The organism is Actinoplanes regularis (assembly GCF_900188005.1).
Taxonomy (GTDB): domain Bacteria; phylum Actinomycetota; class Actinomycetes; order Mycobacteriales; family Micromonosporaceae; genus Actinoplanes; species Actinoplanes regularis.
In genome coordinates, this window is record NZ_FZNR01000001.1 from 790,480 (window position 1) to 805,512 (window position 15,033).

Consider the following 15,033-nt stretch of genomic DNA (forward strand, 5'->3'; position numbering starts at 1 on the left):
GAATCTAGCCGTTCCATAGAAACGGCCGATGCCCGGCCGCGAGGGCCGGGCATCGGTTCCTTATTTTTCGCTTATTTCTGTGCGACCTACTCCTGCGGCTTGGCCGGACCCTTGGGCATCTTCAGCACCTCGAACTGGTCGGTGTAGCCACGCAGCGCGCCGCTGGCAGCCGGCTGCGGCGCCGCCTCGACCGGCGCGTCGTCCGGCACCGTCTCCGCATCCTCCGGGCTCTTGCGGGGCTCGGGCAGGCCGGACTGGGCGGCCTGGGCGGCCCGCCTGGCCTCGCGCTTGGCCTTCCGGCGCTCCTTCCCGCTCTCCACCATGGTGTAGAGCGTCGGCACCAGCACCAGGGTGAGCAGCGTCGAGCTGACCAGACCACCGATCACCACGATGGCCAGCGGCTGGGAGATGAAGCCACCCTCGCCGGTGAGGCCGAGCGCCATCGGGATGAGCGCGAAGATCGTCGCGATGGCGGTCATCAGGATCGGGCGCAGGCGGTGCCGGCCACCCTCGATCACCGCGTCCTGAACGCTCATACCGTCCGCCCGATACGTGTTGATCAGGTCCATCAGCACGATCGCGTTGGTGACCACGATCCCCACCAGCATCAGCACACCGATCAGGGCCGGCACGCCGAGCGCGGTTCCGGTGGCCAGCAGCAGGCCGATCGCGCCGGTCGCCGCGAACGGGATGGAGACCAGCAGGATGATCGGCTGAACGATGCTCCGGAACGTCGCCACCATGATGATGAAGACGATCGCGATGGCCGCCAGCACGGCGAGGCCGAGCTGCTCGAACGCCTCCTGCTGGTCGGCGCTGACGCCACCGACCGAGTACGAGGCGCCGGCCGGCAGCTCCAGCTTGTCCAGCTCCTTCGTCAGGTCCTGGGAGACCTTGGTGAGGTTGGCGCCGGTGACCGTGCCGGTCACCGTGACGGTCCGGTTACCGTCCGTCCGGGTCACCTGCTCAGGGCCGTTGACCTGCTTGATCTCGGCAATCTGGCTGAGCGGCACGACGCCCTTGGCGGTGGTCAGCGGCAGCGCCTTGAGCGCGGCCGTGTCGGCCGGCGCGGACCCGAACGAGATGACCACGTCCTGGCTCGCACCGTCGACGGAGATCTGACCGGCCGGGGCGGAGCGGAACATGCCGGCGACGGTCTGAGCCACCTGCGCCTCGGTGAGCCCGGCCGCGGCGGCGGCCTTGCGGTTCACCGCCACGTCCAGCCGCGGCACGCTGGCGGCCAGCGTGGTGTCCACGTCCGCGACGCCGGCGATCCCGGTCATCGCGGTCCGGACCTGCTCGGTCGCGCTGGTCAGCGCGGCGGTGTCGGCGGCCGTCACCTCGACGGAGAGCTGGCTGCTGCCCAGCCCGGAGCTCTCCTGACCGATCTTGATCTCACCGGCGTCGGTGAGCTTGGCGAACTCGGCGCGCAGCTGGTCGGAGACCTTCTCCGCGTCGGCGTCCTCCTCCAGCGCCACGTTGAAGTTGGCGGTGCCGGCGCCGCCGCCCCCGGCGAACGGGTTCGCCGAGTTGCCACCCACGGTGACCTGGTAGTTCTTCACGTCGTCGCGGCCGGCGACGATCGCCTCGACCTTCTTGGCCGCGTTGTCGGTGGCCGCCAGGCTGGTGCCGGCCGGCAGCTCCTGGGTGATGGTGATGCTGTCCTGGCCGGACTCGTCCAGGAAGTTCGTCTTCAGCCTGGTGGAGAGACCGAACGTCCCGATCAGCACCACGATGCCGATCAGCACCGTGGCCCAGCGGTAGGTGGTGGCGAACCGGATGACCGGCAGGTAACCGCGCTGAAGCGGGCTGCGCAGCTCCTTCTCCTCGGCGGCCCGGCGGATCTCCTCGGCCTCGGCGCCGCCGTTCGACGGCTTGAGGAACCAGTAGGCCAGGACCGGCACCACGGTCAGCGACACCACCAGAGACGCCAGCAGCGCCACGGTGACGGTGATCGCGAAGGACGAGAAGATCTGCCCGATCAGGCCGCCGACCAGCGCGATCGGGGCGAACACGGCGACCGTGGTGAGCGTCGAGGCGACGACCGCGCCGGACACCTCGCGGACCGCACCGAGGATGGCGGGAACCTTCTCCTCGCCGTACTCGAGGTGTCGCTTGATGTTCTCCAGAACGACGATCGAGTCGTCGACCACCCGGCCCACCGCGATCGTCAGCGCGCCGAGGGTGAGCAGGTTCAGCGTGTAGTCGCCGGCCCAGAGCGCGATCAGCGCGATCAGCACGGAGAGCGGGATGGAGACCGCGGTGACCAGCGTCGAGCGGACGCTGAGCAGGAAGACCAGGATGACCACGACGGCCATCGCCAGGCCGAGCAGGCCCTCGGTGGTGAGGCTCTTGATCGAGCGCTCCACGAACGGCGCCTGGTCGGTGATCACGGTGAGCTTGGCGCCGGAGTCCTTCTCCAGGTCGGAGAGCATCTCCCGGACCTTGTGGGAGATCTCCACCGGGTTGCCGTCCGGCCGCGCGGTGACCGCGATGCCGAGGCTGTCCACGCCGTCGGTGCGGGTGTACGACTCCGCGACCGGCAGCTTGCTCTCCACCTTGGCGACGTCACCGAGGCGCACCGGCCCGCGCGAGCCGGTCAGGTAGACGTCCTGCAACTGCTCGACGGTGGTGATCGGGGTGCCCACCTGCACGGTGAGCGAGTTGTTGCCGTCGGTCACCGCGCCGGCCGGGATGGAGATCCCGTTGGCCTGCAGCACCGTGGTCAGCGAGGCCGGTGAGACCCCGGCCGCACCCAGCTTCGCCAGGTCCGGCGTGATCACGACCTGCTTGCTCCGGGCGCCGGCGACCTGCGTGTCGCGGACCCCGGCGATCCCGTTCAGCTCCGGAACCACGGTCTGGTTCAGCTTGTTGAGCAGGTCACTCTCGTCGGTCCCGCCGGACGCGGCGAGCACGATGGCCGGGATGTCGTCGGTGCCGCCGGCGAAGACCTGCGGGTCCACGCCGTCCGGCAGCTGCGACTGGATTCGGTTGATCGAGGTGGTGACCTGGTTGACGGCGGACTCGATGTCCGTGCCGTACTCGAACAGCACCACGACGCTCGTCACGTTCTCGCGCGACGTCGAGGTGACCGTGTCGATGCCGTCGATGCCCTTGACGGCATCCTCGATCGGCTTGGTGAGCTGCTCCTCGACCGTCTCCGGCGACGCGCCGGGCAACACCGCGCTGACGAACGCGGCGGGCAGCTCAATCGAGGGGAAGAGCTGCTGCTTCAAAGACGGGATCGCGAAGAGGCCGAAGCCGCTGATCACGATTGCGATCAGGGCTACCAGACCTCGATTGGCAAGGCTTAACCGTGTCAGAGCTGACATGGGCGCTCCCCCCGAGATAATTTCGTCTGACGCTGATAGTTTGCATGACGCGAACAAATGATTTTCGATGGGGGTCCGCTGGTAACCTTCGTCGCCGGCCAGACCCGATACGGCCACAAGTACGTCACCAAGGAGCAGGTGCTGAGCGAAAAAGACAAGCTCATCGCGGAGATCATGGGCGCGCAGATCCGGCTGCAGCACCTGTTCGCAGATGACCGATCCGACCCGCTTTTCTCGTCACACCTGACGATGTCGCAGCTGAAGATCCTTCTGCTGCTCGCCCGGCACGGCAATCTGGCGGGCGGTGAGCTGGCTCGGCTCGTCGGCGTCGGAGCCGCCGCGCTGAGCGGCATGGTCGACCGGCTGGTGGTGCAGGAACTGGTCACGCGCACGGAGGACCTGCACGACCGGCGGGTCCGCCGGATCGGCCTCACGAAAGCGGGCACCGAGCTCATCGACGGCATCATCACCGCCGGAATGGCGAAACAGCGCGAGCTCCTCAGCCGGCTCACAGCCGAGGAGCTCGCGCTGGTGTCTCAGGCGACGGACCTGCTGTTGCGCGAGGCCGCCCGCATCGCCGAGGCGTCAGGCGAGGTCTAGCGCCTTCGCGGCGATCAACGCGTCGTTCGCCACCACGGTCGGCGACGGCGCGGTGGAGATCGCCCACTCCGGGTCCTTCAGACCGTGCCCGGTGACCGTGCAGACCACCCGCGAGCCGGCCGGGATCCGGCCGGCCGCCGCCTGCTGCAGCAGGCCGGCCACGCTGGCCGCGCTGCCCAACTCGACGAAGACGCCCACCTCACGGGCGAGCAGGCGGTACGCGTTGAGGATGTCCCGGTCGGTGACCGCGGCGATCAGGCCGCCCGAGGCGTCCCGGGCGTCGAGGGCCTTCGTCCAGCTCGCCGGGTTGCCGATGCGGATCGCGGTGGCGATGGTGGAGGGCTGCTCGACCACCTTGCCGTTGACGATCGGGGCGGCGCCGGAGGCCTGGAAGCCGTACATCTTCGGCAGCTTCGTGCTGTTCCCGGCCGCCTCGTCCTCCTGGTACCCCATCCAGTACGCGGAGATGTTGCCGGCGTTGCCGACCGGGAGGCAGTGGATGTCCGGCGCGTCACCGAGCGCCTCGACGATCTCGAACGCGGCGGTCTTCTGCCCGTGCAGGCGGAAGATGTTCACCGAGTTGACCAGGGCGACGGGGTAGTCCTGGGAGAGCTTCGAGGCGAGCGCGAGGCAGTCGTCGAAGTTGCCGTCCACCTGGAGCAGCCGGGCCCCGTGCACCAGGGCCTGGGCCAGCTTGCCCAGCGCGATCTTGCCCTGCGGCACCAGCACCGCGCAGGTGATCCCGGCGCGGGCCGCGTACGCCGCGGCGGAGGCCGAGGTGTTGCCGGTGGAGGCGCAGATGATCGCCTTGGCACCCTCCTCGACCGCCTTGGAGACGGCCATGGTCATGCCACGGTCCTTGAACGAACCGGTCGGGTTGGCGCCCTCCACCTTCAGGTAGACGTCCGCACCGATCTGCTGGGACAACACCGGCGCCGGCACCAGCGGCGTGTTGCCCTCGTGCAGTGTGACCACCGGGGTGGCCTCGGTCACCGGCAGCCGGTCCCGGTACGCCTCGATCAAACCCCGCCACATGGCCGTACTCCTCACTCAAGCCGGGCAATCGCGCACAGCGTGCCCGACGCATCCGATCTTTGGGACTATGAGTCCACTATTCGGGACGGTGACACACTGCCTCGACGTTGTTCCCGTCCGGATCGCGTACGAAAACACCGTAATAGTGCTCGTGGTACTCCGGATGCACCTTCGGCTCGTGCAGCACCTCGGCGCCGAACGCCACGGCCGCGGCGAAGAACGCGTCGACCGCGGCCCGGTCGGCGGCCGCGAACGCGATGTGCGACTCGCGGAAGCCCTCACCCTCGTTGAAGCCGCCGATCCAGAAGTCCGGGTGGTCGGTGCCGTACCCGATGGCGACCTGGAAGTCCATCTGCCGGGTCACGCCCAGCGGGGCCAGCACCGCGTCGTAGAACGCGGCGCTCGCCGCCAGGTCCGCACATTGGAAACCCACGTGGTCCAGCACTATCCGGCTCCTCCTTCGACTCGAAGCACACTCGCGATCGACCGGACGATGTCCAGGCTCGCCAGCGACTCGACGGTGGCGGCCAGCGCGGCGTCCGGGGCGATATGGGTGACGATGACCAGTTTCGCATCGTCCGCCCGGCCGGACTGCCGGACCGTGGCGATCGAGACCTCGTGCTGGGCGAAGACACCGGCCACGGTGGCCAGCACGCCCGGGCGCTCGGCCACGTCCAGGCTGATGTGGTACCGGGTCATCGACTCGCCGATCGGGCGCACCGTCAGCTCGGCGTAGTTGCTCTCGCTGGGCGCCCGGGTGCCGGTAAGCTTGTTGCGGGCCGCCGCGACGATGTCGCCGAGCACCGCGCTGGCGGTCGGACGGCCGCCGGCACCACGGCCGTAGAACATCAGCGGCCCGGCCGCCTCGGCCTCCACGAACACCGCGTTGAACGCGTCGCCGACCCCGGCCAGCGGGTGGCTCAGCGGAATCATCGCCGGGTGCACCCGGACACTCACCGAATCGGCGGTGCGCTGGGCGATGCAGAGCAGCTTGATGGTGCAGCCCATCTCCTTGGCGCTGGCCATGTCGCCGGCGGTCACGCCGGTCATGCCCTCACGGAACACGTCCGCGGCGGTGACCCGGGTGTGGAAGGCGAGCGAGGCGAGGATCGCGGCCTTCGCGGCGGCGTCGAAGCCCTCGACGTCGGCGGTCGGGTCGGCCTCGGCGTAACCCAGCTCGGTGGCCTCCTCCAGGGCCTCGTTGAAGCCGGCCCCGGTGGACGCCATCGAGGAGAGGATGAAGTTGGTGGTGCCGTTCACGATGCCGGTGACAGCGGTGACCCGGTCCCCGTGCAACGACTCGCGCATCGGCCGCAGCAGTGGGATCGCGCCGGCCACCGACGCCTCGTAGTACAGGTCGGCGTTGCCCTCGGCCGCCGCATCGTGCAGCGTGCCGCCGTCCTCGGCGAGCAGCGCCTTGTTCGCGGTGACCACGCTCTTGCCGGCCCGCAGCGCCTCGACCAGCCAGGTCCGGGCCGGCTCGATGCCGCCGACCACCTCGATCACCACGTCCACGTCGTCCCGCTTGATCAGGCCGAGCGCGTCCGTGGTGAACAGGGCCGGGTCGACCGGCAGATCACCGCGCTCGCGGCCGAGCCGGCGCACGGCGATGCCCGCCAGCTCCAGCGGGGCGCCGATCCGGGCGGTCAGATCCTCGGCCTGCTCGTGCAACAGTCGGACGACTTCGGTGCCGACGGTGCCGCAACCCAGAAGGGCTAGACGGACTGGCTTCGCTGGGTTCATCCAACATCCAATGCAAGCAGGTCGTCCTCGGTCTCGCGCCGCACGATGACGCGGGCCGCGCCGTCGCGCACCGCCACCACGGGCGGCCGAGGAACGTGGTTGTAGTTGCTGGCCATACTCCGGCAGTAGGCACCGGTACCCGGAACGGCAACAAGATCTCCGGGCTGCACGTCGGCGGGCAGGAATTCATCCTTCACGACGATGTCCCCGGACTCACAATGTTTTCCCACAACGCGGGCGAGCATCGGCTCCGTGTCGGACGTCCGGTTCGCCAGGGTCGCGGAGTAGGACGCGTCGTAGAGCGCGGTCCGGATGTTGTCGCTCATCCCGCCGTCCACACTCACGTACGTCCGGATCCCGTCGACGTCCTTGACCGTGCCCACCTCGTAGAGGGTGAAGACGGCCGGCCCGACGATCGCCCGGCCCGGCTCGATGGAGAGCCTCGGCATCCGCAACGAGGCCAGCTCACACTCCGACTCGACGATCTTGTTGATCCGCTTGGCCAGATCACCCGGCGTCGACGGGTCGTCCTGTGTGGTGTACGCGATACCGAACCCACCGCCCAGGTCGAGCTCCGGCAGCTCCACCCCGCGCGCGTCGCGAACCTGCGCCTGCAGCTCCAGGATCCGCCGGGCGGCCACCTCGAACCCGCTGGTGTCGAAGATCTGCGAACCGATGTGCGAGTGCAGCCCGCGCAGCTCGAGCACGTCCTCGTCGAGGATCTGCGCGCAGGCCGCGAACGCCGCCCCACCGGCCAGCGAGAAGCCGAACTTCTGGTCCTCGTGCGCGGTCGCGATGAACTCGTGGGTGTGCGCCTCGACGCCCACGGTGACCCGGACCAGCACGCTGGGCCGCTTGCCGCTCTCCCGGGAGAGCTCGGTCAGCCGGGCGATCTCGTGGAACGAATCGACGACGATCCGGCCCACCCCGGCGTCCAGCGCCCGGCGCAACTCGGAGAGCGACTTGTTGTTGCCGTGGAAGCCGATCCGCTCCGGCGGGAACCCGGCCGCCAGCGCCACCGCCAGCTCACCGCCGGAACAGACGTCGAGGAAGAGGCCCTCCTCCTCGACGATCCGGATGACCGCCTTGCAGAGGAACGACTTGCCGGCGTAGTAGACGTCCGCCTCGGCGAAGGCGGCCGCGAAATCGCGGCAGCGCGCCCGCAGATCGTCCTCGTCGAGCAGGTACGCCGGGGTGCCGTAATCGGCGGCCAGGTCGGTGACGCTGACGCCGCCGATCTGGAGGGACCCGGCGTCGGTGCGGCTCACGGTGCGTGGCCAGAGTTGCGGTACGAGGGCGTTCACGTCCTCCGGGGTACGCAACCAGGCAGGCCCGCGGTTGCCGAGGTCGCCGTGCAGCGCCCCGGCCTCGTGTGCGCGCATGACTACATCCTCTCCGGCGCGGAGACCCCGAGCAGGTCCAACCCGTTCGCGATCACCGTACGAGTGGCCTCGGCCAGCCAGAGCCGGGCGTGGGTGAGTTCGGTCACCGGCTCGTCGACCGTCTTCGGCAGCACCTGGCAGACGTCGTAGAACCGGTGGTAGTCGGTGGCCACCCGCTCCTCCAGGTAGACCGCGATCCGGTGCGGCTCGCGCAGCTCGGCCGCGGTGGCCACCACGCTCGGGAACTCGCCGAGCGTCTTGAGCAGGTTCTTCTCCCGCTCGTGGGAGAGCAGCGCGGGGTCGTAGTCGGCGGCACGGGTGATCTGCTTCTCGGCGGCGTTGCGCAGCAGCGAGGCGATCCGGGCGTGCGCGTACTGCACGTAGAAGACCGGGTTGTCGCTGGAGTTCTTGGTGATCTCCTCGATGTCCAGCGTGAGCGTGGAGTCGGTGGAGGAACGGGCCAGCGAGTACCGCGCGGCGTCCACGCCGACCGCCTCGAGCATCTCGTCCAGCGTGATGATGTTGCCGGCCCGCTTCGACAGCCGCACCGGCTGGCCGGCCCGGACCAGGTTCACCAGCTGGCCGATCAGGATCTCGATGTGCTCCTTCGGGTCGTCGCCGGCACACGCCGCGATCGCCTTGAGCCGGCCGATGTAGCCGTGGTGGTCCGCCCCGAGCAGGTAGAGGCACCGGTCGAAGCCGCGCTCGCGCTTGTTGATGTAGTACGCCGCGTCGGCCGCGAAGTAGGTCTTCTCACCGTTCGACCGGATCAGCACCCGGTCCTTGTCGTCGGTGAAGTCGGTGGTGCGCAGCCAGACCGCGCCCCCGTCCTCGAAGATGTGCCCCTGCTTGCGCAGCTCGTCGAGGGCGTGCTCGACCGCGCCGCCGTCGTGCAGCTCCTTCTCCGAGAACCAGACGTCGAAGTGCACGCCGAACCGCTCGAGGCTCTCCCGGATCTCCTTGAGCATCAGCGCGTAGCCGTGGGCCCAGAAGACCGGCAGCGCGGTCTCCGCCTCCTGGCCGGCCAGCTCCGGCTCCTCGCTGAGGATCTGCTGGGCGATCTCGCCGATGTAGTCGCCGCCGTAGCCGTCCTCCGGGGCCGGCTCGCCGTTCGCCGCCGCATACAGCGACCGGGCGAAGCGGTCCACCTGCGCGCCGGCGTCGTTGATGTAGTACTCGCTGGTCACCTCGGCGCCGGCGGCGGCCAGGATGCGGCGCAGCGAGTCACCGACCGCGGCCCACCGGGTGTGCCCCAGGTGGATCGGCCCGGTCGGGTTCGCCGAGACGAACTCCAGGTTAATTTTCTGACCGGCAAGCTTGCTGTTCCGGCCGTACGCCGGACCCGCTTCGACGACCGTGCGGGCGATAGTGCCGGTGACCGCGGCGTCCAGGCGGATGTTCAGGAAGCCCGGGCCGGCGATCTCCACCGATTTGATCCCGTCACGCCGCCCCAACTCCTCGGCGAGGGCGGCGGCCAGCTCACGCGGCGCCATCCCGACCTTCTTGCCCAATTGCAGGGCGAGCGTGGAGGCGTAGTCGCCGTGCTCGGGGTTGCGGGGCCGCTCCATCGCCGTGGTCGCGGGCAGCGCGGCCAGGTCCAGGCCACGCGTCTCGAATACGGCACGAGCAGCTGAGAGAACGGTGTCAGCAAGGTTGGCGGGAGTCACCAGACCATGCTATCGGGGGTACACTTCACCGTTCGGCGGCCACCCGAGCCCCGCCTTCCCCCTTATCCACGAATCGACGAGGCGCGATGAGTATGAGCACGCCGGGGCCCGAACGGGTCCCCTCCACCGTGAAGGTCGGTAAGACCACTGGTCAGGGTAAGCCGCCGACCGGCAAGCCGGGCCAGAACCGGCCGGCCGGCAAGGGCCAGGCAGGAAAGGGCGGCAAGGGCCGCAAGCCGGTCACCCCGGTCAAGGTGAGCGGCGGTCGTAACTGGGGGCCGATCGCCGTGGCCGGAGCGGTCGTACTGGTCGCCGTCGGCATCATCGGATACGGCGTGTACGCCTCGGTCCAGGGCTCCCGCGACTGGACCGAGAAGATGGCCGACATCCAGGGCGTCGTCGACTACCGCGCGCAGAAGAATCCGCAGATCGACGACCGCACCCACAAGGACGGCGCGCTCACCTACGTGACCAGCCCGCCCGTCGGCGGCGCGCACAACGGCACCTGGCAGAACTGCATGGGTGACGTGTACTCCGCGCCGATCGCCAACGAGCACGCGGTGCACAGCCTGGAGCACGGCGCGGTCTGGATCACCTACAAGCAGGGCCTCGCCGCCGACCAGGTCGCGACCCTGCAGGACAAGGTCGAGGGCAAGGACTACATGCTCCTGTCTCCCTACGCCGGCCTCGACAAGAACGTCTCCGTCCAGGCCTGGGGCTACCAGCTCAAGACCGACGACGTCAACGACGGCCGGATCGACGACTTCATCGCGGCGGCCCGGGTAAAGGCGTCGATGGAGCCCGGCGCGGGCTGCTCCAGCGGCAACACCACCACCGGCCCGGTCACCGCCGCCCAGAACAACGGCGCGACCATGCCCTCCGCCGCCCCGAGCAACGCCGCGGCCGTGCCCTCCGCCGGCAGCTGATGATCCGCGACCTGACCACCCCGGACGCCGACTCGGCGTCCGGGGTGACCCCCACCGCGGACCGCCAGCGGTTCGGCTACGCCGCGCTCGCCCTGCTGCTCGTCGGCATCGTGCTCGGCGCCGCGATCGGCCTGGTGATCCCGCAGTTCCGGACCCCGGGCGACGACTCGGTCGAGGCGGGCTTCTTCCGCGACATGTCGACCCATCACGCCCAAGCCGTCGAGATGTCGATGATCGCCCACGCCGGCTCGGCAACCCCGAGCATCGTCACCCTGTCGGCCGACATCGCCACCACCCAGCAGGCCCAGATCGGCTACATGCAGGCCTGGCTGCGCGACTGGGACCTGAGCCCGACCAGCGACAACACCGCGATGGCGTGGATGCCGGACTCGGCCGGCTCGGTGGTCAACGGGCTGATGCCCGGCATGGCCAACCCGGAACAGCTCGCGTCGCTGCGCAAGGCCACCGGCAAGGACCTGGACATCCAGTTCCTCGAGCTGATGCGGGCGCATCACCTGGGCGGCATCCACATGGCCCAGGAGGCCGAGGAACTGTCCGACAACAAGGACGTGGACTGGCTGGCGAACAGCATGGTGGCCGCCCAGCAGGGCGAGATCCAGCTGATCGACGACCTGCTCAAGCAGGCCCGATCCAGCTGACCGGCACCGGTTGGCGGTGGTCTCCAGGAGCCTGCTAGGCTTCTGAACCACTGGGCCCCCGTAGCTCAGGGGATAGAGCGTCGCCCTCCGGAGGCGAAAGCGCAGGTTCGAATCCTGCCGGGGGCACGATGTGATCGGGCACCGTTGTTCGCAGAAAGCGCGAACCGGTGCCCATCGTGCTTTCATCCCTGGGGCCCGAGCCCCAGACCCCGCGCCGGGGATACCCCGGAGCCCCATCAGGCCGCTCTGAAGATGCAGCGATCCTGGGCCGAGGTCGAAGTTGTTCCAACCTTCAAGCCCTGTTCGAGTACGCCATAGGCTGCTCCCGTCCTCGTAGCGGCGTTTTCTGCGACCGTGAGTAAATAGCAGCTCGGTCTCATGACAGGTTGCGGGCGCTTTCGAGCGGATTCCCGGAGATCCCCGCCCGAACTAACCCGATTGCCGAGCGGCCGACCGCCCTACACCGTCGAGTGAGCCGTCCTCCTCGACGGACTATGTTCCGGCTTCATCGGGCGTCACGAGATGATCCTGGAACTCTGCATGCCGGAATTGGTACACCAGCCCGATCCTGCGAAGCAGGCCGAGCCGGTGCGCGTCGTCGAAGAACGCGATCGGGTCGTACGGCAGCCGTCCCTGAACCACGTGCCAGCGCGTGGCCATCCAGGTCGACCACCAGACCCGGGAGTAGCCGCCCTCGATACGACCCAGGATCGTCGCGACGGCGAAAAACCCGACGACGCCGAGCCAAATCAGCACTGCGACGCGCAGATCCGCGCCCGACAGCATCTCCGCGAGGTGGAGGGATGGGGCCGAGTGGGCACCGGAGTGCTCAGCGAACCGGGCAGAAGCGTTCATCGTGATAGTCGGGTCGGCGCCGTCCAGCCTGCCGACAAGATGGAGCCGGAAGTTGTCAGCCTCCCACTCCTTCGGCCATAAGCCCACCACCAGCGAGGCAGCCAGCAACCAGGCGCCCCACCCGCGCCAACGCCGGTACGGCTGAGCCAGCGGAATCGTGAGAAACCATCCGACTGCAGCCGCCGCCACATATCGGAGGTGCCCGGTCCAGGTCAGGTCGAAGTCGGGTACGTGCTTCGACAGGAACGCGGTAGGGGTCTGCCGGAATAGATCCGCACCTATCGCCGAGTTCCGCAGGTAACGCCACGCAAGCCCACCCAGTAGGGCCGCCATGCTGGTGAGAATGCCAACGCGGACCAACCGCCGGATCTGCCCGATCCGCTCCGACTCCCAGATTGAGATGGTGTCGTTGAGGTTTGGACGGCCTGATCGCGGAGCCAAGATCGCCGCACCCAGGTTCGAGACCGTGAAGAGCAAAGGCACGATCACCGCGCGGAAGGGCACGATCAAGAAGCAGCCGGCTGCCGTCGATACGAGAAAGAAGGCGACACCCACGGTAGTCGTCGGACCGACAGCGCCCCCATAGGCGCCGACAAGCAGGAAGCCACCGAGGATCCCGGCTATCGCGGCCCAGAAAAGGCCACTTCGCAGGCCAGGTCCCGGCCCAATGCCGTACCACGGCCGGTTCGGCTCAATGCCTGCGGAGATCAAGAGCCCGTCCACGTAGATCAGTAGCGCCAGTAGGCCGACGACGGCGCCCACCGCGAGGCCGACCGGCATGCCGCTGCCGTCGCGCAGGATCAGTTCGGTCACTATGCCAGCAGGCAGCCCGGTGACCGAGGCATAACAGAAGCTGAACGCCAGCGTCGGGCCGGCACGGACGACAAAGGCGCGTACGGCGTACCAGTCGTGTTCGACCGCCGCAGGCCAGTAGGGGCCTCCCGAGCCGGCATGCTCGATCCTGATGATCAGAATGCGGATGACGAGAACGACGGCGGTGCACAGCGCGAGGAACGGTAGAAAACCTACATCTCCGGCGGTCGCGGATCCGCAGAACAACAGCGGTACGCCGAGCAGGGCACCGACCCCGATCGCGCGGCGAGTTCTGATCGGCTGCTCCGCGAAGCGGTCCACCGCTGTGGAGATCCGCTCCGCGGCAATGATCAGTGGATCGGTCCAGCGAGGTGGCGCGGCCAAGTCGACGGTGCGCCATGCCCAGTTGAGGTCGTTTGTCTTCCAGCGTTGCAGGTTCTGCGCGAGAAACCGTAGCCAGGCCTCGGCCTCTACGGGGCTGTATTCGCGCCGCGGCCGAAATAACTGGGCGGGATCGGCGCTGGGTCGGCGGGCCGTGATGCAGGCCGCTACCAGCACCTCAAACAGGTGCGCCTGCATCGCCGGCGCGGCGCCAAGAGTGTCATCGAGCAACAGAGACGGATCGGCCCGCGGCGAGATGTAAGCGGCACGGATCAGCCAGAGACCCAAGGGCGTCGAGGCGACCTCGGCGAGCGCGGCTACCGGTCCTTGTCGAGCGGCGGGATCAGCGAGCCGTTCAAGGATCTCGGACCAGGTCGAACCCGGATCCGGGGGAAGGCAACGGCGCAGGTATTCGGCGGCAGCCTCCGGGCTCAACGCGTCTGGCTGGATGACAACGGCCGACGACATGACGCGGCCTCCCGACTCGACGGCCGCGGCGAACTCATCAGTGCGGCTGGTGAGGATCAGCTGCGTGTCGGCGCCGAGCGAGCGGTGCAGTGCCGGGATGAAGTGTTCGCGCGCCTCGTACGGTGCTTCGTCGAGGCCGTCGAGAATCGGAAGGATCTGCCCCTCCTCGAGGAGCGCGCCAACCACGCCGGCGGGCAGTTCGGGATAGTCGGTGTCCAGCCGGTCGGCCAGCCACTTCCGGACGTCGCCGTGGTAGTCGGCCGGCCGCCAGCCGGTAAGTGAGAAGAGCACCGGAACCGGCTCGCCGGGATGGTCTGCGCGGCTGCCGAGCAGCGCGAGCAGGATCTGTACGGCAAGTGTCGTCTTACCTGCGCCAGCGTCTCCGAGAATCACCAGCCGATGTCGGCGCAGCTTGCGAAATTCGTCGATCAGGCCGAGTACGTCAGCGCTGGACGCAACCGTGAGGACGTCAGCCGTCCGATTGCTCGGCAAGTCGATCAGGTCCTCGTGTTCGGTGATGCGCCAGCGCACGGGAATTGGATCGGGATCGTCGAGGGCCCGGGCGCGCGATTCCTCCTGCCACTGCACGAGCAGCCGCCGGGCGAGCATTTCGCGGCCCTCCGCGACCGCACTGACGGTAACCGCCGATGGGCGCAAACTCTGCCAGCCTGTGACGAGCAGCAGCACGACCTCAACGAGTGCGATCGGGATCGATGTCAGCTGCGCCACATTGGCCGCGTTCTGCAGGCCGTTGAGCCGCAGGACGAAAGCAACACCGCAGACGCACAGAAAGCACGCGAGGAGGCCGACGATGATCCAGGCCCGACCGCGCTTCCTCCGGACCATCGCTCTAAGAGACACAATGAGTACCTATCAGCGACACTATAGGTAGTCAATGCATTGCGCGTCTGATCGTCCAGCGCCATTCAACCCGCGAGCCTTTTGCTCCGAGCCGGTTCCACGGAGCTCGGCTGATGCCCAGGTGCCGACGATCAGACTCGATCTCCGGCGACCGGCATCGCCCGTGGCCGTTGAGCGAACGCCGGCACACCAGCCGTGGTGGATGAGCCGATCGAGGTCAGTCGGGGTCAGCGGCGACATGTCTTCGACGGGGGAATCAGCGGGAATCCAGGTCACGATCGCGGCGGCGCGACCGGCGATACCAGCGGCAA

10 protein-coding genes and 1 tRNA gene are annotated in these 15,033 nt (G+C 68.5%); 4 read left to right on the plus strand and 7 right to left on the minus strand.

Annotated features, from left to right (window positions below; translation table 11 throughout):
- Positions 1 to 86: 86 nt before the first annotated feature.
- The gene (locus tag CHC09_RS03335; protein WP_089291423.1) at positions 87 to 3,332 is read right to left on the minus strand and encodes an efflux RND transporter permease subunit; all 3,246 of its coding nucleotides are present in this window, start codon (positions 3,330 to 3,332) and stop codon (positions 87 to 89) included.
- Between the two features lie 174 nt (positions 3,333 to 3,506).
- On the opposite strand from CHC09_RS03335, the gene CHC09_RS03340 reads away from it, so the two are divergent.
- The gene (locus CHC09_RS03340; RefSeq protein ID WP_239138030.1) at positions 3,507 to 3,932 is read left to right on the plus strand and encodes a MarR family transcriptional regulator; all 426 of its coding nucleotides are present in this window, start codon (positions 3,507 to 3,509) and stop codon (positions 3,930 to 3,932) included.
- Here CHC09_RS03340 and thrC read toward each other — a convergent pair.
- The 5 genes from thrC to argS form a co-directional block, all read right to left on the minus strand.
- Positions 3,918 to 4,967, minus strand: a complete 1,050-nt coding sequence (gene thrC / locus CHC09_RS03345; RefSeq protein ID WP_089291425.1) for a threonine synthase — start codon at positions 4,965 to 4,967, stop codon at positions 3,918 to 3,920. The genes CHC09_RS03340 and thrC overlap by 15 nt on opposite strands.
- A 76-nt stretch (positions 4,968 to 5,043) precedes the next feature.
- Positions 5,044 to 5,412 carry a VOC family protein gene (locus tag CHC09_RS03350; RefSeq protein ID WP_089291426.1) on the minus strand — a complete coding sequence of 123 codons (369 nt, stop codon included), beginning with the start codon at positions 5,410 to 5,412 and terminating at the stop codon, positions 5,044 to 5,046.
- Positions 5,412 to 6,710 carry a homoserine dehydrogenase gene (locus tag CHC09_RS03355; RefSeq protein ID WP_089291427.1) on the minus strand — a complete coding sequence of 433 codons (1,299 nt, stop codon included), beginning with the start codon at positions 6,708 to 6,710 and terminating at the stop codon, positions 5,412 to 5,414. The genes CHC09_RS03350 and CHC09_RS03355 overlap by 1 nt, the downstream gene beginning before the upstream one ends.
- Positions 6,707 to 8,092 carry a diaminopimelate decarboxylase gene (gene lysA, locus CHC09_RS03360; protein WP_089291428.1) on the minus strand — a complete coding sequence of 462 codons (1,386 nt, stop codon included), beginning with the start codon at positions 8,090 to 8,092 and terminating at the stop codon, positions 6,707 to 6,709. The genes CHC09_RS03355 and lysA overlap by 4 nt, the downstream gene beginning before the upstream one ends.
- A gap of 2 nt (positions 8,093 to 8,094) precedes the next feature.
- The gene (gene argS / locus CHC09_RS03365) at positions 8,095 to 9,759 is read right to left on the minus strand and encodes an arginine--tRNA ligase (protein WP_089291429.1); all 1,665 of its coding nucleotides are present in this window, start codon (positions 9,757 to 9,759) and stop codon (positions 8,095 to 8,097) included.
- Positions 9,760 to 9,845: 86 nt separating this feature from the next.
- Here argS and CHC09_RS03370 point away from each other — a divergent pair, with 86 nt between their 5' ends.
- From CHC09_RS03370 to CHC09_RS03380, 3 genes are all read left to right on the plus strand, one after another.
- Complete coding sequence (locus tag CHC09_RS03370; RefSeq protein WP_089291430.1) at positions 9,846 to 10,685, plus strand: thioredoxin-like domain-containing protein; 840 nt, start codon at positions 9,846 to 9,848, stop codon at positions 10,683 to 10,685.
- On the plus strand, positions 10,685 to 11,344 hold the full coding sequence (locus tag CHC09_RS03375; protein ID WP_089291431.1) for a DUF305 domain-containing protein: 660 nt from the start codon (positions 10,685 to 10,687) through the stop codon (positions 11,342 to 11,344). The genes CHC09_RS03370 and CHC09_RS03375 overlap by 1 nt, the downstream gene beginning before the upstream one ends.
- A gap of 54 nt (positions 11,345 to 11,398) precedes the next feature.
- A tRNA-Arg gene (locus CHC09_RS03380) sits at positions 11,399 to 11,470 on the plus strand.
- A gap of 366 nt (positions 11,471 to 11,836) precedes the next feature.
- On the opposite strand, the gene CHC09_RS03385 is transcribed toward CHC09_RS03380, so the two are convergent.
- Positions 11,837 to 14,707, minus strand: coding sequence for an NACHT domain-containing protein (locus CHC09_RS03385; protein WP_089291432.1), 2,871 nt, complete (start codon positions 14,705 to 14,707; stop codon positions 11,837 to 11,839).
- Positions 14,708 to 15,033: the final 326 nt, after the last annotated feature.

Coding starts and splice junctions, on each gene's coding strand:
- CHC09_RS03335 (WP_089291423.1), bottom strand. CDS start 3,332: ATGTCAGCTCTGACACGGTTAAGCCTTGCCAATCGAGGTCTGGTAGCC.
- CHC09_RS03340 (WP_239138030.1), top strand. CDS start 3,507: ATGGGCGCGCAGATCCGGCTGCAGCACCTGTTCGCAGATGACCGATCC.
- thrC (WP_089291425.1), bottom strand. CDS start 4,967: ATGTGGCGGGGTTTGATCGAGGCGTACCGGGACCGGCTGCCGGTGACC.
- CHC09_RS03355 (WP_089291427.1), bottom strand. CDS start 6,710: ATGAACCCAGCGAAGCCAGTCCGTCTAGCCCTTCTGGGTTGCGGCACC.
- lysA (WP_089291428.1), bottom strand. CDS start 8,092: ATGCGCGCACACGAGGCCGGGGCGCTGCACGGCGACCTCGGCAACCGC.
- CHC09_RS03370 (WP_089291430.1), top strand. CDS start 9,846: ATGAGTATGAGCACGCCGGGGCCCGAACGGGTCCCCTCCACCGTGAAG.
- CHC09_RS03375 (WP_089291431.1), top strand. CDS start 10,685: ATGATCCGCGACCTGACCACCCCGGACGCCGACTCGGCGTCCGGGGTG.
- CHC09_RS03385 (WP_089291432.1), bottom strand. CDS start 14,707: ATGGTCCGGAGGAAGCGCGGTCGGGCCTGGATCATCGTCGGCCTCCTC.